The sequence below is a fragment of the Streptomyces sp. NPDC008086 genome, from assembly GCF_042957325.1.
Lineage (GTDB): Bacteria > Actinomycetota > Actinomycetes > Streptomycetales > Streptomycetaceae > Streptomyces.
In genome coordinates, this window is record NZ_JBIBIA010000005.1 from 609,963 (window position 1) to 629,550 (window position 19,588).

The 19,588-nt window shown below is 72.1% G+C and carries 16 protein-coding genes; 8 read left to right on the plus strand and 8 right to left on the minus strand.

The window, feature by feature from the left end; translation table 11 throughout:
* The first annotated feature begins 313 nt into the window (after nucleotides 1-313).
* The 3 genes from ACFZBP_RS20580 to ACFZBP_RS20590 all read left to right on the plus strand — a co-directional run bounded on the left by ACFZBP_RS20580 (nucleotide 314) and on the right by ACFZBP_RS20590 (nucleotide 3,645).
* Nucleotides 314-1,438: a PLP-dependent cysteine synthase family protein gene (locus ACFZBP_RS20580; RefSeq protein WP_383449090.1), complete on the plus strand. Its 1,125-nt coding sequence runs from the start codon at nucleotides 314-316 to the stop codon at nucleotides 1,436-1,438.
* 132 nt (nucleotides 1,439-1,570) lie between these two features.
* Nucleotides 1,571-2,767 (plus strand): bifunctional glutamate N-acetyltransferase/amino-acid acetyltransferase ArgJ, encoded by a 1,197-nt coding sequence (gene argJ / locus ACFZBP_RS20585; protein ID WP_391414892.1) that lies wholly within the window; start codon nucleotides 1,571-1,573, stop codon nucleotides 2,765-2,767.
* Nucleotides 2,764-3,645 (plus strand): arginase family protein, encoded by an 882-nt coding sequence (locus ACFZBP_RS20590; protein WP_391414894.1) that lies wholly within the window; start codon nucleotides 2,764-2,766, stop codon nucleotides 3,643-3,645. The genes argJ and ACFZBP_RS20590 overlap by 4 nt, the downstream gene beginning before the upstream one ends.
* Nucleotides 3,646-3,677: 32 nt before the next feature.
* Here ACFZBP_RS20590 and ACFZBP_RS20595 read toward each other — a convergent pair whose 3' ends face one another.
* On the minus strand, nucleotides 3,678-4,157 hold the full coding sequence (locus tag ACFZBP_RS20595; RefSeq protein WP_391414896.1) for an SRPBCC family protein: 480 nt from the start codon (nucleotides 4,155-4,157) through the stop codon (nucleotides 3,678-3,680).
* 58 nt (nucleotides 4,158-4,215) lie between these two features.
* Complete coding sequence (locus ACFZBP_RS20600) at nucleotides 4,216-5,046, minus strand: DeoR family transcriptional regulator (RefSeq protein ID WP_391414898.1); 831 nt, start codon at nucleotides 5,044-5,046, stop codon at nucleotides 4,216-4,218.
* Nucleotides 5,047-5,421: 375 nt separating this feature from the next.
* Between ACFZBP_RS20600 and ACFZBP_RS20605 the strand changes: the two genes are divergently transcribed.
* Nucleotides 5,422-7,638: a hypothetical protein gene (locus ACFZBP_RS20605; RefSeq protein WP_391414900.1), complete on the plus strand. Its 2,217-nt coding sequence runs from the start codon at nucleotides 5,422-5,424 to the stop codon at nucleotides 7,636-7,638.
* 47 nt (nucleotides 7,639-7,685) lie between these two features.
* Here the strand turns inward: ACFZBP_RS20605 and ACFZBP_RS20610 are convergent, their stop codons facing one another.
* From ACFZBP_RS20610 to ACFZBP_RS20625, 4 genes are all read right to left on the minus strand, one after another.
* Entirely contained in the window at nucleotides 7,686-10,127 is a 2,442-nt protein-coding gene (locus tag ACFZBP_RS20610; protein ID WP_391414902.1) for a right-handed parallel beta-helix repeat-containing protein, read from the minus strand.
* 109 nt (nucleotides 10,128-10,236) lie between these two features.
* A complete protein-coding gene (locus ACFZBP_RS20615) occupies nucleotides 10,237-10,842 on the minus strand; it encodes a hypothetical protein (RefSeq protein WP_391414904.1) in 606 nt (201 codons plus the stop codon).
* Between the two features lie 178 nt (nucleotides 10,843-11,020).
* The gene (locus ACFZBP_RS20620) at nucleotides 11,021-11,848 is read right to left on the minus strand and encodes an MOSC N-terminal beta barrel domain-containing protein (RefSeq protein ID WP_391414906.1); all 828 of its coding nucleotides are present in this window, start codon (nucleotides 11,846-11,848) and stop codon (nucleotides 11,021-11,023) included.
* A 44-nt stretch (nucleotides 11,849-11,892) separates the two neighbouring features.
* Nucleotides 11,893-12,327: a DUF6643 family protein gene (locus ACFZBP_RS20625; RefSeq protein WP_383449101.1), complete on the minus strand. Its 435-nt coding sequence runs from the start codon at nucleotides 12,325-12,327 to the stop codon at nucleotides 11,893-11,895.
* A gap of 296 nt (nucleotides 12,328-12,623) precedes the next feature.
* Here ACFZBP_RS20625 and ACFZBP_RS20630 point away from each other — a divergent pair, with 296 nt between their 5' ends.
* Nucleotides 12,624-13,907: a TerD family protein gene (locus ACFZBP_RS20630; protein ID WP_391414908.1), complete on the plus strand. Its 1,284-nt coding sequence runs from the start codon at nucleotides 12,624-12,626 to the stop codon at nucleotides 13,905-13,907.
* Here the strand turns inward: ACFZBP_RS20630 and ACFZBP_RS20635 are convergent, their stop codons facing one another.
* Entirely contained in the window at nucleotides 13,908-15,101 is a 1,194-nt protein-coding gene (locus ACFZBP_RS20635) for a glycosyltransferase (RefSeq protein WP_391414910.1), read from the minus strand.
* A 39-nt stretch (nucleotides 15,102-15,140) separates the two neighbouring features.
* Here ACFZBP_RS20635 and ACFZBP_RS20640 point away from each other — a divergent pair, with 39 nt between their 5' ends.
* Together ACFZBP_RS20640 and ACFZBP_RS20645 are read left to right on the plus strand one after the other, a co-directional pair.
* A complete protein-coding gene (locus ACFZBP_RS20640; RefSeq protein ID WP_391414912.1) occupies nucleotides 15,141-15,926 on the plus strand; it encodes an aspartate/glutamate racemase family protein in 786 nt (261 codons plus the stop codon).
* Between the two features lie 105 nt (nucleotides 15,927-16,031).
* Complete coding sequence (locus tag ACFZBP_RS20645) at nucleotides 16,032-16,574, plus strand: hypothetical protein (protein WP_383449105.1); 543 nt, start codon at nucleotides 16,032-16,034, stop codon at nucleotides 16,572-16,574.
* Nucleotides 16,575-16,577: 3 nt separating this feature from the next.
* On the opposite strand, the gene ACFZBP_RS20650 is transcribed toward ACFZBP_RS20645, so the two are convergent.
* Nucleotides 16,578-17,651, minus strand: a complete 1,074-nt coding sequence (locus ACFZBP_RS20650) for an O-antigen ligase family protein (RefSeq protein WP_383449106.1) — start codon at nucleotides 17,649-17,651, stop codon at nucleotides 16,578-16,580.
* 281 nt (nucleotides 17,652-17,932) lie between these two features.
* Here ACFZBP_RS20650 and lnt point away from each other — a divergent pair, with 281 nt between their 5' ends.
* Nucleotides 17,933-19,543, plus strand: coding sequence for an apolipoprotein N-acyltransferase (gene lnt / locus ACFZBP_RS20655; protein WP_391414915.1), 1,611 nt, complete (start codon nucleotides 17,933-17,935; stop codon nucleotides 19,541-19,543).
* Nucleotides 19,544-19,588: the final 45 nt, after the last annotated feature.

A 19,588-nucleotide genomic window follows, 5' to 3' on the forward strand; every position in this document is an offset into this window, starting at 1 on the left:
GTGTGCCGGCTCGTCCTGCGCGGGTGCCGGCTCTGGTCGTGATCCAGTGTGCACCCCGTTCGGGATCGCGTCCCGTCCGCTGCAGTCTGCCCGCGTCCCGCGTGGAGCACCAGTGCGCATGTCGCCGCTGAGCGGGCCGTTCGGAGCACTCGCGCGAATGCGCCCCCAAGCACCGGGTGACACGGCCGCCCCAGTGGTGCCTTTGAGGCTCTCAAAGGTGTGTTTATGCAGGTGAGAAGCGTGCGAAAGGTGTTTATGCTCGAAGCGACGGCCGTGTGAGTCGCCGTCGCCGCACAGCATGAGGAGCAGCGCCGTGAGCACCGTCCAGCAGACCCCGTCCGGCGTGACCCTCGACGTCGACCACAGCGACGCCACCTATCGCACCTGGCTGAAAGAGGCCGTACGCAAGGTCCAGGCGGACGCCAACCGTTCGGCCGACACCCATCTGTTGCGCTTCCCGCTGCCGGAGCAGTGGGGCATCGACCTGTATCTGAAGGACGAGTCGACCCATCCGACCGGCAGCCTCAAGCACCGGCTCGCCCGCTCCCTCTTCCTCTACGGCCTGTGCAATGGCTGGATCCGGCCGGGCCGCCCGGTGATCGAGGCGTCCAGTGGTTCCACGGCCGTCTCCGAGGCGTACTTCGCGAAGCTGATCGGCGTGCCCTTCATCGCGGTCATGCCGCGCACGACGAGCGCCGAGAAGATCCGTCTGATCGAGTTCCACGGCGGACAGTGCCACTTCGTGGACGACTCACGGAAGATGTACGAGGAGTCGGCCCGTCTGGCGGTGGAGACGGGCGGCCACTACATGGACCAGTTCACCTACGCCGAACGGGCCACGGACTGGCGCGGCAACAACAACATCGCCGAATCCGTCTTCCGTCAGCTTGAGTTGGAGCGGTTCCCGGAGCCCGCGTGGATCGTCGCGACGGCCGGCACGGGCGGCACCTCGGCGACCATCGCCCGGTACGTCCACTACATGCAGTACGACACCCGCATCTGTGTCGCCGACCCGGAGAACTCGTGCTTCTTCGAGGGCTGGACCACCGGCGATCCGGACGTCACCTGTGACTGCGGCTCGCGCATCGAGGGCATCGGCCGGCCGCGCATGGAGCCGAGCTTCGTGCCGGGCGCCATCGACCGCATGATGAAGGTGCCGGACGCGGCGAGCGTCGCCGCCGTGCGCGCCCTGGAACAGGCCATCGGCCGCAAGGCGGGCGGCTCCACCGGCACCGGTCTGTGGAGCGCGCTGAAGATCGTCGCCGAGATGGTCGCCGAGGGACGTCAGGGCAGCGTGGTGACGCTGCTGTGCGACCCGGGGGACCGGTATCTCGACAAGTACTACTCGGACACCTGGCTGACCGAGCAGGGCCTGGACATCGCGCCGTACTCGACGGCCATCGAGCACCTCCTGGCCACCGGGGTCTGGCCCGAGTGACCGGCGACGTCCGGGCGGGTGGTGGCGGATCGGGTCGTGCGGATCGGCCCGCCGCCCGCCTGAACGGCGTTTGTGCGGGAGGCCTTTGGAAGTGCGTGGACAGCCCACGTCCGTCATGCAAATATATGCGACATGCCACATGATCATTCATCGACTCGAGACTCAGACCCCCTGGCATGGCCGACCGGCTTCCGGGCCTACACCGGGCACGGCGGACTGCGTGAGCACGGCGACGACATCTCCGTAGTCGTGTCGGACCGCCCGGCCACCAGTGCCGCGATGTTCACCCGGAGCCTCTTCGCGGGCCCGGCCGTGGTCCTCAGCCGGGTGCACGCCGCAGGGCAGAAGCTGCGTGCCGTGACGACGCTGGCGAACAACGCGAATGTCGCCACCGGCCGTCAGGGCGAGGAGAACGCCGCCGAGGTGGTCCGCCGTGTCGCCGGGATCGTGGGCGTCCCTCAGGACGAGGTGCTGGTCGGCTCCACGGGCGTCATCGGCCGCCCCCTGCCGATGGACACCATCCGCGCCCACTTCGACGAGACCGCCCAGCAGGGCCTCGCGGCGTTCCGGGCGACACCGCTGGACGTGGCCCGCGCGATGATGACCACCGACACCCGGCCGAAGACCGCCGTACGGACCGTCGGACAGGCCTGCATCGTGGGCGTGGCCAAGGGCGTCGGCATGCTGGAGCCCAACATGGCCACGATGCTGGCCTATGTGTTCACCGACGCCGAACTGGCCCCGTCCGACCTGGATGGCGCCCTGCGCACAGCGGTGGACCACACCTTCAACTGCCTGAGTGTCGACACCGACACCTCCACCTCCGACACCGTGGCGGTCATCGCCAACGGCGCCGCGGGGCCGGTCGATCCCACTCGGTTCGCCGAAGCGCTCGCCGACCTCTGCCTGGACCTCACCCGGCAACTGGCCAGTGACGGCGAAGGCGCCACGAAGCTCCTGCGGGTCACGGTCGGCGGGGCCGGCGACCCCGCGCAGGCCAAACGCATCGCCAAGAGCGTGGTGAACTCCCCGCTGGTCAAGACCGCCGTCCACGGCGCCGATCCCAACTGGGGCCGCGTCCTGATGGCCATCGGCAAGAACACCGACGACACCACCATCGTGCCCGGCAAGGTCACCGTGAGCTTCGGCGACATCGAGGTGTATCCCGAGGAACCCGAGGCCGACACCCTCGACCGACTCGTCGCCCTCATGCGCCGGGACGAGGTCGACATCGTCATCACGCTCGGCCTCGGGTCGGCCGAAGCCACGGTCTACGGCTGCGACCTGTCCGCCGACTACGTCCGCGTCAACGCGGACTACACCACATGACCGGGCACGACCGCGGCAACGGATCCCCCACGGTGCTCGTGATCCCTCAGTGGCAGGGATCGGCCGCCCGCCACCCCCGCCGGCTGGCCGAGGGCGCGCACCGCCTGAGCGCGCTGCTCCCCGCGGCGGCACGCACCGTCGTCGACGTCGATCCCAGCCCTGGACAGGACCACGACGGCGTACGCTACCTCGACGCGCTGAGCCGCTCACTGGAGGCGACCAGGACCGCGCTGCGCCGGACCGGCGACGACGAGACACTCCTCGCCGTGGGAGGCGACTGCGGCATCGAGCTCGCGCCCGTCGCCCGCGCCGTCGCCCGCCACGGCGACAGCCTGGCCGTCGTCTGGTTCGACGCCCACGCCGACCTCAACACCCCCGACACGTCCCCCTCCGGGGGCTTCCACGGCATGGTCCTGCGCACCCTGCTCGGCCAAGGGCCGTCACCACTGGTGCCCGAGCCGGGGGAGCGGCTTTCCGCCCGGCAGATCGTGCTCGCGGGCGTCCGCGCCCTCGATCCCGCGGAGCGGGACTTCATCGACTCCGAAGGAATCGGGGCGCTGTCCGTGCGGGCCCTCCGAGAGCCGGACCCACTGCTCGCCGCGGTGGCGGCCACAGGGGCCACGCACCTCTACATCCACGTGGACCTGGACGTACTGGACCCCGCGCACTTCACCGGCCTGTCCTGCCCCGAACCCGGGGGCCTGCACCCCGACCAGTTGCGCACCGCACTGCACGCGCTCACCCGGCGCTTCCACATCGCCGGCATGGGGATCACAGAACACGCCCCAGCCGCCGATGCGGACGACAGTGACCGCGTCCTGAGCAGGATCCTCGACGGCATCGGATTCCGGACGTCAAACGCCAGCGGGCCGTCCTAGGCCCTGTCGTCAGATTCCCGCCCGCCGCGCGGCTAGCGCGCCGCGGCCGAGAGCCGCCGGTCCAGGGCGGTCACCGCGTCCCGGAACGCCCGGCCCAGACCGGGCCGGGCGATACCGAAGGCGAACCGGAAGGGCGCCGTGCCGTCCACCGCGAACGTCCATTGCACCCGGGTGCCCGCCCCCGCCGGGGCGAGCCGCCACTCCTCGACCATGGCCCGCGCTCCCGGCGCATTGGTGACGTCGACGCGGTAGGCGTACACCTCGGGGCTCTTCGCCGCGAGGATCGTCTCCTCGAAGCGCGTGCCGCCCTTGAGTCGGATCTCGCGCCGGGCTCCGTCGTCCAGCGGACGGGCCAGCGTCACCGCCGGGAACCACTGCGTCCAGCCCGGCACGTCCTCGGCCAGCGCGCGGTACACCGTCTCCGGGGGAGCGGAGACCTCGCGCGCGAAGACATGCCGTACGGGCGCGGTCCCGACGAAGTCGAGCCGTACCTCACGCAGCAGGTGAGCCATGGGCGAAACCCCCTATGCCGACGCCGCTCCGAGCAGCGTCACCATAGCTGGCGCCCCGTCAGATGTCTGCACCCTCATCGGGCTCGCCCGCCACCACCAGCCGACGCAGCTGCTCGGAGATCTCCGAGCGCGCCTCGCTGTCGAGGCCGGCGTCCGTCACCAGCGTGTCGACCTGCTCCAGCGCCGCGAACGAACTCAGCCCCACCACACCCCACTTGGTGTGGTCGGCGACCACCACGACCCGCCGCGCCGACTGCACCAGGCGCCGGTTCGTCTCGGCCTCCGCGAGGTTCGGCGTGGACAGGCCGGCCTCCACCGATATGCCGTGCACACCGAGGAACAGCACGTCGAAGTGGAGCGCGGCGATCGCCTGGTCGGCCACCGGACCCACCAGCGAGTCGGACGGCGTGCGCACCCCGCCGGTCAGCACGACCGTGGCCGCGCCCTGCCGGGGGCCCGTGGTGCGCTGCGCCGCGTGGAAGACGTCGGCCACCCGCACCGAGTTCGTGACCACCGTGAGGTCGGGCACCTCGACCAGCTGGTGGGCCAGCGCGTACGTCGTCGTGCCGCCCGAGAGCGCGATCGCGCTGCCCGGCGCCACCAGCTCGGCCGCCGCCCGCGCGATGTCCTCCTTGGCCGTCAGCTCCAGACCCGACTTGGCCTCGAAGCCCGGTTCGTGGGTGCTGGCCTCGACCACCGGGACCGCGCCGCCGTGCACCTTCTCCAGTACGCCCTGCCGGGCGAGCGCGTCGAGATCGCGCCGCACGGTCATGTCCGACACGCCGAGCTTGCGGGTCAGCTCGTTGACGCGTACCCCGCCCCGGCGCCGAACCTCGTCAAGGATCAGGGCGCGCCGCTGCTCCGCGAGGAGGTTCTGATTCTCACTCACGTACGCTCCGGTCCTTTCGCCTCAAGCAGTCCGCCACGCCCGCGCACCTGCTCTGATGAGGACATTCTCACCCCTCCCGGCGCACGGGAGGTCCCATACTCGCACGGGCAGGTACCCCTCGCGCCACTGGCTGTCGCGACGCGCGCATGCCACGACCACAACTGCCCTTCCCCTGTTCTTCACACGGATCGGGGAGATTGCGTGACGAGAGGTGTAGGGGACCCTCTTTGCGGAGATCCTTGTGCCCGCACGGACAGAGGCCAACGGCTCGTCACGGGGGAAGTGCGAACAGTGGAACGTGCGCAGAGACACGAGAATGCCGGAATTGCCCTGGAACTCCTGGTTCACGGCGTCGGCGGGACCACACCACAGGAGATGCTCGACGATCCACGGACCGTGCGGATCACCGGCGACGACACCGCCGCCGTGTTCCGACGGGCCGACGACGTCGACGCCGAGGAGCGACCGGACGACTACCGGGGCAGACCGGTGCCCGAGGCCTACGTCTGGTGCAACCTCACCTCGGGAAACAGCGCCCGCGCCCTGTGGCTGCTGTTACTGCCGTTCATGGTGGTCAACCTCGCCCACTGGATGCGCCCCACCACGCACGACCGCGCACGGACCGTACGTCTCTACGGCCTGCTCGTACGGCTCGCGGGTCTCACCCTGACCGTGCTGCTCGTCGCCGCCGCCTGCGAGGTCGCCCTGGACCTCGCGGCCTGGCAGTGCGCGGGCACCCCCGCGTGCGCCGAGCGCAACAGCTGGCTGGGCTTCCTCTCGCCCACGGTCCCGGACGCGGGCTGGTGGAGCCACCCCGGCCGCAGGCTCGCCCTCGCGGCCGTGGTCCCCGCCGCGCTCACCGGCCTGCTCTGGTACCTGTCCCGCCGCACCTGGAGCGCCTACGAGTCCCAGCAGCCGATGTCCCGTGACACCGAGCCCGACGAGGAGTCCGGCGGCACCTCGCTTGGCCGCCCCGGCTTCTGGTACGGCCGTCGCCTGGTCGCCCGGCTGCGCGCCGCGCACACCGCCGCCGGCCTGCTGACGGTGGCCGCGGCGGTCGGCTCGGCGGCGGCCCGCTTCGACCGAGGGCCCGGTGGCCCCGCGCTCCTCGACACGCTGGGGTGGCTGCTGGACGCGGCACTCGTCGCCTGCGCCGTCGTCGTCGTGTGGGTGGTCTGCCGCCGGGGCCGCAGCGAGAACCGCCTCGACCAGGAACTCGACGAGCACCTCGTACGACGCCTGCCGCTCGCCGCCCTCGTCCTGCTGGCGCTCGCCCTGGTCTACGCCGGGTGGGACCGCCCCGGCTGGCATTCGACCGGCCGCCTCCCCGGTGACCCCACCTTCGGGGCCATCGCCTTCTTCCAGGGCCTGCTCGTCATCGTCCTCGCCGTCGTCGCCCACGCCCTGCACCGCACCCGGCCCGACCCGCGCGCCGCCATGCGGGGCCTGGGCGGACCGGCCGTGGTGATGCTGGCCTGCGCCCTCGGCGGGGTGATGTCCGGCGGCGTCGCCCAGCGGGTCGCCGACTGGCTGAACGGCACGGGCGTGGCCATCGCCGGCCCGCCGGTCCTGCTGACCTGGCAGGCCTCCGTGATCCCCCCGCTGCTGGTGCTGCTGCTCGCGCTGTGCGGCTGGCTGGCGTGGCGGGCCTGGCTGCTGCGCCGCACCGAGCTGGGCACGGTGGAGCTCGACTACGCCGGCGAGCCCCGCGACCCGGCCCGCACCCGCCGTATCGCCAGTACCCGCGCGATGGCGACACTCACCGACCGCGCCCCCCTCTTCGTCGCCGTCACCTCCACCGCGACCCTGCTCCTGGGCGCCGGAGCGCTCGTCGGTGCCCTGACCGACGAGACCCCGAGCGAGGCCGCCGAGGGGGCGTACGCCTTCGTGCACGGCGCCGCCGAGACCGCGCAGGCGCTGGGCTCCTGGCTGATCGGCTTCGGCTTCATCCTCTTCGTCACCTGGGGCAGACGCGCCTACAAGGACGCCTCCGCACGGCGCACCATCGGCATCCTCTGGGACGTCGGCACCTTCTGGCCACGCGCCGCCCACCCCTTCGCCCCGCCCTGCTACGCCGAGCGCGCGGTGCCCGACCTGACCTGGCGCATGGCGACCTGGACCCGCGCCGAGGACGGCCGCCGCCTCGTCATCTCCGGGCACTCCCAGGGAAGCGTGCTCGCCGCCGCCGCGGCCTGGCAGCTGACCCCCGCCGACCGCAAGCGGGTCGCGCTCCTCACCTACGGCTCACCCCTGGAGCGTCTCTACGGCCGCTGGTTCCCGGCCCACTTCGGCCCGGCCGCCCTTGCCTCCCTGCACGCCGAGGTCGACTGCTGGCGCAATCTGTACCGCGTCACCGACCCCATCGGCGGCCCGGTCCGGCTGCCCGGCAGCTGCACCCCCACGGTGGACCGCGAGCCCCTCAAGGACCCGCTGGCCTACGGCCGCACCCCCGCGCACCCCCTGCCCGCCCCCATCCTGGGCCACGGCGACTACCAGGCGGATCCGGCGTTCGCGCAGGAACGGCAGCGGCTGCTGAAACGGCTGCGGCCCGAGGTGCCGGCACAGCGACCGGAGTCCGACATGCAGAGCTGATCCCGGGCCTGCCGAGTCTGCCGGGTCTGCCGGGTCTGCCGGCCGCCTCAGGGCAGCTCCGGCAGGTCCTCCTCGTACAGCAGCGTCAGGTCGTCCGTGCTCGGCTCGTCGAGCTGGGCGACCCGGCCCGCGTGGCGCTCCACCATCGCCTCGAAGGTCTGACGTGCCGTACGGCCGTTGCCGAACGCCGGGCCCTTGGGAATCTCCGCGAAGTACTTCTGCAGAGCCTCGGCCAGGCCCGGACCGAGCCGGTACTCGTGCTCCTCGGCCTGCTGCTCCACGATCCGCAGGAGTTCGTCGGGGCCGTAGTCGCTGAAGGTGATGGTCCGCGAGAAACGGGACGCCACACCGGGGTTGACCGAGAGGAACCGCTCCATCTCGGCCGTGTAGCCCGCCACGATCACCACGACCGCGTCCCGGTGGTCCTCCATCAGCTTCACCAGCGTGTCGATGGCCTCCTTGCCGAAGTCCCGGCCCGAGTCCTCCGGCGACAGCGCGTACGCCTCGTCGATGAACAGCACACCGCCGCGCGCCTTGTCGAAGGCCTCCTGCGTGCGGATCGCGGTGGAGCCGATGTGCTCACCGACCAGGTCGACGCGGGACACCTCGACCAGATGACCCTTCTCCAGCACACCGAGGGAGGCGAGGATCTCGCCGTAGAGCCGGGCGACCGTCGTCTTGCCGGTACCGGGGGAGCCGGTGAAGACCAGGTGGCGCTTGACCGACGCCGCCTTCAGCCCCGCCTGCTGGCGGCGCCGCCCCACCTCGATCATGTCGGTGAGGGCGCGCACCTCGCGCTTGACGCTCTCCAGGCCCACCAGCGCGTCCAGTTCACCGAGGACGGCCTTGGAGGTCCGCGCCGGCTGCTCGGGCTCCGCCGGGGCGATCAGCGGCTCCTGCTCGGTGCTGCGCTGGCCGGGGATCGCGCCGAGGAGACCGGGGGACTGGTGCGCGGTCTGTACGGCGGGCTCGGTAGCCGGGGACGGCGGCCTGAGACCCGCGCTCTCGTCGCTGGTGCAGTCCTCCACGTCGGGGCCCGCCCCGGAGGCCGCGTCCGGGCCGCCGTCCGCGAACTCGTACCCACCGCGCGCGCACCGCTCCGTGCGGCACTTCCTCAGCGTCGTACGGCAGCCGTCGATCACATGGAAGCCGTACCCGGCACTGCCCCGCACCCGGCAGTTCAGGAAGGTGCCGCGACCGCCCGCCGAGACGTAGAACCCGGCCTCCGCGGGCGAGTCGACCGTGCAGCGCTCGATCGTGGGGTCGGCGCCCTTGGTGACGATCACGCCGGTCTGGTTGCCGTCCAGGGTGCAGTTGTTGAGGGTGCCGCCGCTGCCGTGGTCCCGGAACCACGCGCCCGTCGCGGCGTCCCGGATCCGGCAGTCGTCGAGCTGGGCCGTGGCGCCGTCGCTCACCGACACCGCCGTGTTGCGCACCTGGAACAGGTCGCTGTCGACGACGTCCGCGCGTGAACCGCGGTCCAGGACGAACAGGGCGTCCGGCACGTCGTGCACCCGGCAGGAGTCCAGCACCGCCGTGGCGCCGTCGCTGACCCACACCGCCGGGTAGTCGCCCGTGCTGTCGAAGATCTCGCACTGGTTGGCGTCCACGCGCGTGCCCGGATCCCACACCGAAAGGCCGTTGCGTCCGAACTGACGCACCGTCGTGCGGGTCAGCGTCAGCACCGAGCGGGACCGCAGGTCGACCGCGTTCTCCGGGATGTCGTGGATACGGCAGTCGGCCAGGGTGAGCACGGCGTCCGTGTCGAGGGTGACCCCGTCGGCGGTGGTGCGGTGCACATCGCAGTCCGTGAGATGGGCGGTGGCCCGGCCGGTGATCTGGACGCCGGAACCCCGGACCTCGTAGACCTCGCAACCCACGGCCTCCAGCGCGGAGTTCTCCCCGGTCGCCGTCAGCCCCGAACCCGACGCGTGGTGGACCCGGCAGCGCTCCAGACGCGGGTGCGCGCCCCCGCGTACGGCGATGCCCGCCTGGCCGGCCGCGACGACCTCGCACTCCTCGAACACCCCGCCCCCGCCGTCGAGTACGGCGATGCCGATGCCCGCGGGATTGTCCACGGTGCAGCGCCGCACCGTCGGCCGCGCGCCGCCCCGCACCTCGATCCCGGCCGCCGAGCGCGTGACGATCCGCACGTCCGACAGCTCCGGGGTGCCCTCCTCCACGAGCAGTGCGGGCGCCGCCGCGTCCTGGCCCTCCACATGCAGGTCCTGAACCACGGCCGAGGCGCGCACCGTCAGCGGCACACCGTCGAGCGGTGCGATCCGCACCGAGCCCGGAGAGCCCTCCGGGCCGCGCAGGGTGACCGCTCGCTGGACGACGAGGTTCTCCCGGTAGGTGCCGGGGGCGACGGTGAGGACGTCACCGTCGGCCGCGGCCTCCAGGGCGGCGGCGAGCGACGCGTACTCACCCGTGCGGCGCCGCCACCGCGATGTGCCGGTGTGCGTCACCTGGACCGTGCCCTGTGCCATGGCGTTGATGTGCCCCCACCTCGTAGTACGCGGGTTCTGCTGCCGAAGAGTTCGGCCGGTCCACCGTAGCGTGCGCGCGGGCGGTGGGTTGACCAGAGCCGGAAGGCCGTCAGCTGCCGGTGCCGGTCCGGCCCCAGTCCGGACCCGCCTTGTCCCAGGCCTGGTCCCAACGGGCGTACCGGCGACGGACCATGCGCCACACGATCAGCCGTCTGCCGCCCTCGATCAGGCCGGCGGCCAGCAGCGCCGCGCCGAAGCCGGCGAGCACGGCATGTGTCGCCGCGGTCGCGGAGTCCAGCGGGCGGGCCACGGTGTGGCCCTGCTCGTCCGTCCACATCCGGAACCGGTCGCCGGGCTGGGGGGTGTCGAGGCTCGTCATGACCGGACCCTGGTGCACGGTGCCGTCCGGTGCGGTCCAGTCGGCCACGACCCGGGTGCGCATGGTCCGGCCGGTGGCGGCCTCGGGGTCGACGTCCAGCGGGGTGCCGTCCAGTTTGCGGACCACACTCGCCGTCACCATGTGCCGCGACGCGCGCTGTTCACGCACGGACTCCTGCAAAGCGCCCTGCGCGAGGCCACCGATGAGCGAGCCGGTCACGGGCACGACGACGAGAATCAGCAACAGGGCCGCGAGGGCGAGCCAGGCCTCGGCCAGATCGGTCGCACGGCGCAGCGGATTGTCCCGCCAGCGCCAGAGTCCGCTGATCGCCCGCATGGTCCGGCCACCCCCTTCCCGCTCCGTGATAACCCCGTACGGAGCAGCGCACTCGCGAGTCCGGCGGAGAGAGAGCGAAATCACCGCCGCCGGGCCTCTCATGAACTTCTCACGAAACGCCCAACGCGCGGGCCCCCACGCCCGGTTCCCGCGCTCCGCCGCCCGCAGGGGTGAATTCTCAGCCGAGGATCGTGACCGGGTCGCCGACCCGGATCGTGCCGGGGGAGAGGGGCACCATGTTCTGGCCGAAGATCAGCTTGCCGTTCAGCCGGCGGTGCCGGCCCAGGGTGTGCAGGGGCTCCCGGCCGCGCTCGGCGGTGGCCTGGTCGGTCGTGGTCACCACGCAGCGCCCGCACTTCTTGGGGACACGGAAGGTGACCTCGCCGATGGCGATGCGCGACCAGTCGTCCTCGGCCCAGGCGGCGGTGCCCGACACGACCACGTTCGGGCGGAAGCGGTTCATGGGCAGCGGGCCCTCGTCCGCGTGATCACCCCGCGCGATGAGGGAGTTGAGGGCGTCGAGGGAGGCCGTGGTCGTGACCAGCAGCGGGAAGCCGTCGGCGAAGCTGACCGTCTCGCCGGGCAGCGCGTACTCCGGGTCGACGGGGCGGCGGGTGCCGGGGGCGTCCATGTGCACGAGGCGCGTGTCGACGCCGAGGAAGGCGGAGCACCAGGCGTGCGCGGAGCCGTCCTCGGCGAGGACCGCTTCGACCTTGTCGCGGAAGAGCTGCATCGGCACGGTGCCGGACGCGGTCGGCACGGGCACGGTCAGCGGGTCCATGCCGGGTGCGGACAGCCGGACGCCGCCGCCGGGCAACAGCTCGGCGGCGGCCAGCGCGAGGCGCGGTTGCTGGCGCTGTGTAACGACCTTTCCCCCGTCGTCGATCAGCGCCCAGCGGCGGTCTCCGGCCAGCCCCCAGGGCTCCACGACGGCCTCCCGGGGCGCGGTGCCCCGGAACGCCTTGACCGGATGAACATGTATCGACTGCAACTGTGCGTTCCCCATAGGGTCATCGTGCCAGGTGGCACCGACAGTCCGGGGGTAATGGCTCAGTAGCCGCGATATTGCTGGTTGTTGTACGGGTCCTGGTAAGGAGCGGCAGCGGGGCGGGGAGCCGCGGGACGCATCGCCTCGTAGCCCATGCCGCCGGGCGCCACCGGGCGAGGCTGCTGCGCCTGCGGACCCGGATAGCCGCGCGGCGCGGCCGCCTGCTGCGGGATGTACGCCGCGGGCGCCTGTTGCAGCGGAGCGGGCTGCTGCGCCTGCGGATAACCGTAGGAGGGCTGGGACGGGGCCGCCGGGAGGGCGGGCAGTGCCGACGGCAGCGCGGGCAGATTGTTGCTCGGCATGTCGTACGCGGCGGGGACCCGGATCGGGGCGATCTGCGGGGTGCCCCGCTCGGCCACGAGCGAGTCGTAGATCGGAGTGTCCGGGAAGGAGGCGGAGTAGTAGCCGCCGCCATAGGTGGAGCGGGGGGAGGTCATGGCGCATACGTTAAGCCCACGATGTGCTGGTTGGGGAGACCGATAAGAGGGTTGTTTTATGTGTCCGCAGTGACGCCGGATCCCCAATGCGAGCGAACTTGGCAAAAAGGGACGCCAATCCGCGCTCGGATCGTGTAAATGCCGAGTTCCGGGCGGGTTACCGGGGGTTGACCCTCGGTGTCGCCATGCCCCTCAGGGGAGTTCTCCGGCGCGGGGAATAGGTTGACCCTGTAGAAACCCGATGAGCTGCCGGGACATCCCTGGCGCGGTGACCCGTGATGGGGGCGGACATGTCAATGCCGAAAGGATCCAACGTTCCGGTGCCGACCACGGCGCTGAGGGTCGAACTGGGCTGGCGTTCCGGGCCGGGCGTGCCCGACGCGGACGCCTCGGCGCTGCTGCTGGTCGGCGGAAAGGTCCGTTCCGACGGGGACTTCGTCTTCTACAACCAGCCCGCACACTCATCGGGCGCAGTCCGCCACGAGGGCAAGCGGGATGCCGGCGGCCGGGTGACCGACAGTCTGCTCGTCGACCTCGCGCGCGTGGAGCCCGCGATCGAGACCGTCATCATCGCCGCCTCGTCCGACGGTGGCTCGTTCGGTCGGATTCCCGAGCTTTATGTCGAGGTGAAGGACAGCGCGCAGGGCGCCGTAGTCGCTCGTTTCGACAGCACGGGTGCCACCGTAGAAACCGCTTTCGTGCTCGGTGAGTTCTATCGCCGGCAGGGCGCCTGGAAGTTCCGCGCCGTCGGTCAGGGTTACGACAGCGGCCTGGAAGGCCTCGCCACCGACTACGGCATCACGGTCGACGAACCCCAGCAGGCGACGCCCGCCCCGCCGGTCGCCGGCCCGATGACCCCGCCCCCGCCCGCGGCTCCTCCGGCCCCCGTGCGGCCGCCCGCCATGCCACCGGTCCCGCCGTCCGCACCCCAGGCATCGCCGGTCAGCCTCAGCAAGGTGACGCTCACCAAGGCGGCCCCCTCGGTCTCGCTGACCAAGCAGGGCGGCACCTCCGGCGCCCTGCGCGTGAACCTCAACTGGCAGGTCCGCAAGCAGTTCTCGGGCTGGGCCGGCAAGCTGGGCCGCCCGGTCGCCATGCACAACGACCTCGACCTCGACCTGTGCGCCCTGTACGAGCTCACCGACGGCCGCAAGGGCGTCATCCAGTCCCTCGGCAACGCCTACGGCGCCCTGCACCAACCTCCGTACATCCACCTCGACGGCGACGACCGCACCGGCGCCGTGGCGAGCGGCGAGAACCTCACCGTCAATCTCGACCACCAGCGGGACTTCCGGCGCATCCTGATCTTCGTGACCATCTACGAAGGAGCCCGCTCCTTCGCCGACCTGCACGCCACGGTCACGCTCACACCGCAGCACGGCGCACCCGTCGACTTCTCACTCGACGAGTGCACGGTTCCTTCGACGGTCTGCGCCCTCGCCCTGATCACCAACACCGGAAGCGATCTGGTCGTCCAGCGCGAGGCCCGCTACCTGGTGCCCGAGCGGGGGGTGAGCCCGCAGCGCACGGTCGACTACGCGTACGCGTGGGGCATGAACTGGACGCCCGGCCGCAAGTAGTCAGCCCTCGTCGGGCACCGCGTCCGGACGCGTGTAGGTGCGGCCCTTCCAGGCCGCGCCGCGCCCCCGGTAGTGCTGCACCGCGGAATCGACCGTCATGAGGAGATAGAGGAACGCGGTGAACGGCAGCACGGGAGCGAGCCACAGCGGCTGCCGGTAGTAGCGGAGCATCGGGACGTACGTCCCTGTCATCACCAGCCACGCGAGCCCGCCGGCGAGGGCCGCTCCCGTGTCCCCGACGGCCGCACCGGCGATCAGGGACACGGGCGGCACCAGATAGACCAGAGCGAGCCCGGCGACCGTCCCGGCCAGCAGCGCGGGGTTGTGCCGCAACTGTGCGTACGCGCTGCGCGACACCATTCGCCACAGGTCGTGCAGCCGGGGGTAGGGGCGCACGCTGTCCACGCGCTCGGCGAGCCCGAGCCAGATGTGGCCGCCGCCGCGCTTGACGGCCCGCGCGAGGGCCACGTCGTCGATGACGGCGTGCCGGATGGCGTCCGGAATCCGCGCCCGCTCCGCGGCCTCGGCGCGCAGCAGGACGCAGCCGCCCGCCGCGGCCGCCGTACGCGCACCCTTCCTGCCGATCCGGCGGAACGGGTACAGCTGCGCGAAGAAGTAGACGAAGGCCGGCACCACCAGCCGTTCCCACACGCTCTCCACCCGCAGCCGGGCCATCTGGGACACCGTGTCGAAGCCGCCGGCGCGCGCCGCCGCGACCAGCTCCCGCAGACTGTCGGGCGCGTGCGCGATGTCGGCGTCGGTCAGCAGCAGGTACTCGGGGCCACGCGCGCGTGCCAGCCCGATGCCGTGGCGCACGGCCCACAGCTTGCCGGTCCAGCCGGCCGGCGGTTCACCGGGGGAGGCCACGGTCAACGGCAGCCCGCCGTGCCGCCCCGCCAGCTCGCGCGCCAGCTCTGCGGTGCCGTCCGAACTGCCGTCGTCGATCAGGAAGATCTCCGCACGCCCCGGATAGTCCTGCGCGAGCAGCGACGGCAGGCTTGCCGGGAGTACCGCGGCCTCGTCGCGTGCCGGGACCACGACGCAGACCGACGGCCAATCGTCCGGTTCCGTCCGCCGGGGAAGCCTGACGTCCGTACGCCAGAAGAAGCCCTGGCAGAGCAGCAGCCACAGCCAGGCGGCGAGTGATCCGGCGGCGGTCCACACGATGGCGCTCACGCGCGCAGTCTGCCCCATACGGAGGGCCCGCAAGGGTCCATCGTCTATCGTGGCCGGGTGAAGATCGCGCTGATGGACTCCGGAATCGGCCTGCTCGCGGCCACCGCCGCCGTACAGCGGCTGCGACCCGACGCAGATCTCGTGCTCTCACTCGACCCCGACGGCATGCCCTGGGGCCCCAGGACCACCGAAGACCTCACGCGGCGCGCCGTCGCCGTGGCGGAGGCCGCCGCCGCGCACCGGCCTGACGCACTGATCATCGGCTGCAACACCGCGACCGTGCACGCCCTGCCCACCCTGCGCGCCCGCCTCGAACCCGGCATACCGGTCATCGGCACGGTGCCGGCGATCAAGCCGGCCGCGGCAGGCGGCGGCCCGTTCGCCATCTGGGCCACACCCGCCACGACCGGCAGCCCCTACCAGCGCGGACTCATCAAGGACTTCGCCGATGGCGTCACCGTCACCGAAGTGCCGTGTTTCGGGCTGGCCGAGGCCGTCGAGCACGCGGACGAGACGGCGATCGAGGCGGCCGTCGCCGCGGCCGCCGCGCTGACCCCCGACGACGTGACGACCGTGGTCCTGGGCTGCACGCACTACGAACTCGTGGCCGAACGCATCCGCGCCGCCGTCCAGCGCCCCGGCCTCCCCCCGCTCGTCCTGCACGGCTCCGCCGGGGCGGTCGCCGCGCAGGCCCTGCGCCGACTGGGCGAGAAACCCGCCCCCGCCGCCGCGGCGACCGGGACGCTGACCGTGCTCCTGAGCGGCCGCGAGGGCATGCTTCCCGAGCCCGCCCTCACCTACGAAGAGGGTCGTCTCCTCCAGGCGATCAGCCCCGCACGCTGACCCGCGGACCCGAAGCGGACGCCCTTGATCCGCCATGGCCCGGTCGGCGCAGTCACCCTGTGCAGCCCAGTACCAGCGCAGCGAAACCTGAGTAACCTCATAGGCATGAGGGACCACCCCCACGGCAGGAAGACGCACCCCGATGTCTGGACCGGGCGGGCGACCAACCGGGTCCAGTGGCTGTTGGCGCTCGTCGGCGCCGCCTGCATGGCGCTCGGGATCGAGCTCGCCATCGACTCCGCGTGGACCGGCGGCGTCGCCGCGCTCGCCATGGCCGTCGTCGGCTGCATCGCCGCCGGGTTGCTGGTCCTCTTCGGCACGCTGGCCTTCGTGCATGTCGCGCTGAGGGTCGACCAGGAGTGCCTCGAGGTGCGCTGCGGCCATCTCGGTGTGCCGCGCCGCCGGATCCCCCTGTCCGAGGTCGTGGGAGCCGACTTCGTCCCGCACGTCACCCCGCGCCACTGGGGTGGCTGGGGCTACCGGTGGCGGCCCGAGAAGGGCACCGCGGTCGTCGTACGACGTGGTGAGGGCCTGGTCCTGCGGCTGTGGGACGGCCATACGTTCACGGTCACCGTGGACGACGCCGAGGCCGCCGTGACGATCATCAGGGACCGGTTGCGCGCACGGACGGCCGACACGGCGCTCTGACCGCTACCCGTCAGGGGCCGATCGATCGCCACGCGCGCGTACGTCGATCTCGTGCCGCGCCGACTCGTAGGCGATCGGCCGTGCCGTGGCCAGTCCCGCCAGCAGGCCCGCGCCCACCGAGACCATGGTGAAGCTGAGCGCGTTGCCGACCGCGGCGATGGCCGCCAGCGCCGTCAGGGCCGCGCCCGCGGTGAGCGCGACCGGCGTGGGGCGCGCCGTGCGCCACAGCGCGAACAGCATCCAGCAGAACGCCGCCGCCAGCAGCAGTACGCCGACGACACCCTGTTCCGCCACCTGCTGCAAGGGCGCCGAATGGGGTTTGCCGTCGGACGGCAGCGTCGTGGCGGCCGTGGCACTGAGCTCTCCGAAGCGGCCCGGGCCCACACCCAGGGCGGGCTCCCGGCCCGCCATGTCCAGGGCGTCGTGCCAGAGCTCGACCCGATGGCGTGTGAGTTGAGCCTCCAGCCAGGCGGCGAGTCCGTCGGGCACCGCGTTCGCGGCGACCGTCCAGGTCAGCCCGGTGACCGAGACGGCGGCCAGGGCCAGCCCCGCGATGCCGACGCCGCGGCGGTGGAGGTGGCCCGCGGCGAGCGAGCACAGCAGCACGGCGGAACAGGCCACGAAGCCGGTGGTCGAGCCCAGCACCGCCGCGGTCACCGCGATCCCGGCGGCCAGCAGACGAAGCCCCAGGCGCAGGGCCGGCACCGACGTGACCCAGGCGGCACAGCACGCGGCGCCCGCCGAGAGAGTCAGTACGGCGGCGGTGGCCCCGGCGTGACCCAGCGGGGCGACGATCTGCGGGCCGGGCGAGAGGTGCGGAACGCCCAGTGTCAGGCCCACGCCCGCCAGTGCCCCCACGCAGGGCGCGGCGACCGGCAGCAACGCCCCGCTGATCCGCCCCGCGGCGTAGCCGGCGGCCACCGCGAGGATCGCGAGCAGGACCCCTTCCGGCCGTCCGTCGTGCACGGCGGCCGAGATCAGCGACCAGGCGGCGCAGGCCCCCAGCACCACTACACCGACCGCATCAGAAACGTTTCGTCTGTCGCTGTCCTCATCCGGACCTGCCGCAGACGTCATCCCCGTGACATCCACCCCGCCCCCCGAACCCGGTCCCCCGACCTGTGACGGACCCCGGCCCTCCGGACCTGACCGGCCGGTACGACTGAGGCTCCGGCTTACCGTAACGGCTGATGGTCGATTTGTGGACGTGTCGTGCAGGAACGACAGTCGACGCATCCCACAGGGCAGGACCGGTCCCCGGCGCCGACAGGACCGGGCCCCCGGCATGGCGCACCGAGCCCCCCTGCCGGCACGGACCGCGCTGTCCGTGCCGAGGTCAGCCGCCGTACACTCCCGGAGTGACCGTCACCGCAACTTCCGTGGGCGAGTCGGACCAGCTGCCGTCGCAGTCAACGCCCGCCTCGCGCGCGGCACGGCTCGTACGCCTGGTTCCCGCCCTCGCCGCCGCGCTCTCCGGAGTGCTGCTCTACGTCAGCTTCCCGCCGCGCACCCTGTGGTGGCTGGCCCTGCCCGCCTTCGCCGTCTTCGGCTGGGTGCTGCGCGGCCGCAGTTGGAAGGCGGGCCTGGGCCTCGGCTATCTCTTCGGCCTCGGCTTCCTGCTGCCCCTGTTGGTGTGGACCGGAGTGGAGGTCGGCCCCGGCCCCTGGCTCGCGCTGGTCGCGATCGAGGCGGTCTTCGTCGCGCTGGTGGGCGCGGGAGTCGCCGCGGTGTCGAAACTGCCGGGCTCGCCCCTGTGGGCGGCGGCCCTGTGGATCGCCGGAGAGGCGGCACGCGCGCGTGCGCCCTTCAACGGCTTCCCCTGGGGCAAGATCGCCTTCGGCCAGGCCGACGGCGTCTTCCTGCCGCTGGCCGCGGTGGGCGGCACACCCGTGCTCGGTTTCGCGGTCGTCCTGTGCGGCTTCGGTCTGTACGACGTCGTCCGGCTGCTCCTGGAGCGGCGCCGCACCCGGACCGTACAGCGGTCCGCCGCTGCCGTGGCCCTCCTGAGCGTGGCCGTACCGGTGGCGGGCGCCGTGGCGGCACGGCCGCTGGTCAGCGACAAGGCGGAGAACGGCACCGCGACCGTCGCCGTCATCCAGGGCAACGTCCCGCGCGCCGGACTGGACTTCAACGCCCAGCGGCGAGCCGTGCTGGACTACCACGCGCGGGAGACCGAACGCCTGGCCACCCAGGTCAAGGCGGGCAAGGTCGAACAGCCCGACTTCGTGCTGTGGCCCGAGAACTCCTCCGACATCGACCCGTTCGCCAACCCCGACGCCCGAGCGGTCATCGACACCGCCGCCAAGGCCATCGGCGTACCCATCTCCGTCGGCGGCGTCGTGGAACGCGACGGCAAGCTGTTCAACGAGCAGATCCTGTGGGACCCGGCCAAGGGCCCCGTCGACACCTACGACAAGCGGCAGATCCAGCCGTTCGGCGAGTACCTGCCGCTCCGCTCGATCGTCGGGGCGATCAACGAGAACTGGACCTCGATGGTCCGCCAGGACTTCAGCCGGGGCACCGAGCCGGGCGTGTTCACCATGGACGGCGCCAAGGTCGGCCTCGTCACCTGCTACGAGGCGGCCTTCGACTGGACCGTGCGCTCCGAGGTCACCGACGGCGCCCAGATGATCTCGGTGCCGAGCAACAACGCGACCTTCGACCGCAGCGAGATGACCTACCAGCAGCTCGCGATGTCCCGCGTCCGCGCCGTCGAGCACAGCCGAACTGTCACCGTCCCGGTGACCAGCGGCGTCAGCGCGATCATCATGCCGGACGGGACGATCACGCAGAAGACGGGCATGTTCGTCGCCGACTCACTCGTCCAGAAGGTGCCGCTGCGCTCCTCGGAGACGCCCGCGACCCGGCTCGGCACCCTGCCGGAGATCGCCCTGCTGCTGGTCGCGGCGGGCGGTCTCGGCTGGGCGATCGGCGCCGGGCTGCGGGCACGGCGCCCCGGTGACGTGTAGCCGTACGCCGGGCGCACGCCCCCGGAAGTCACCGAACGCGCTGTC

Coding starts and splice junctions, on each gene's coding strand:
- ACFZBP_RS20615 (WP_391414904.1), bottom strand. CDS start 10,842: ATGCGGGCGATCAGCGGACTCTGGCGCTGGCGGGACAATCCGCTGCGC.
- ACFZBP_RS20645 (WP_383449105.1), top strand. CDS start 16,032: ATGAGGGACCACCCCCACGGCAGGAAGACGCACCCCGATGTCTGGACC.
- argJ (WP_391414892.1), top strand. CDS start 1,571: ATGCCACATGATCATTCATCGACTCGAGACTCAGACCCCCTGGCATGG.
- ACFZBP_RS20620 (WP_391414906.1), bottom strand. CDS start 11,848: ATGGGGAACGCACAGTTGCAGTCGATACATGTTCATCCGGTCAAGGCG.
- ACFZBP_RS20625 (WP_383449101.1), bottom strand. CDS start 12,327: ATGACCTCCCCCCGCTCCACCTATGGCGGCGGCTACTACTCCGCCTCC.
- ACFZBP_RS20610 (WP_391414902.1), bottom strand. CDS start 10,127: ATGGCACAGGGCACGGTCCAGGTGACGCACACCGGCACATCGCGGTGG.
- ACFZBP_RS20595 (WP_391414896.1), bottom strand. CDS start 4,157: ATGGCTCACCTGCTGCGTGAGGTACGGCTCGACTTCGTCGGGACCGCG.
- ACFZBP_RS20635 (WP_391414910.1), bottom strand. CDS start 15,101: ATGGGGCAGACTGCGCGCGTGAGCGCCATCGTGTGGACCGCCGCCGGA.
- ACFZBP_RS20630 (WP_391414908.1), top strand. CDS start 12,624: ATGCCGAAAGGATCCAACGTTCCGGTGCCGACCACGGCGCTGAGGGTC.
- ACFZBP_RS20605 (WP_391414900.1), top strand. CDS start 5,422: ATGCTCGACGATCCACGGACCGTGCGGATCACCGGCGACGACACCGCC.
- ACFZBP_RS20590 (WP_391414894.1), top strand. CDS start 2,764: ATGACCGGGCACGACCGCGGCAACGGATCCCCCACGGTGCTCGTGATC.
- ACFZBP_RS20650 (WP_383449106.1), bottom strand. CDS start 17,651: ATGACGTCTGCGGCAGGTCCGGATGAGGACAGCGACAGACGAAACGTT.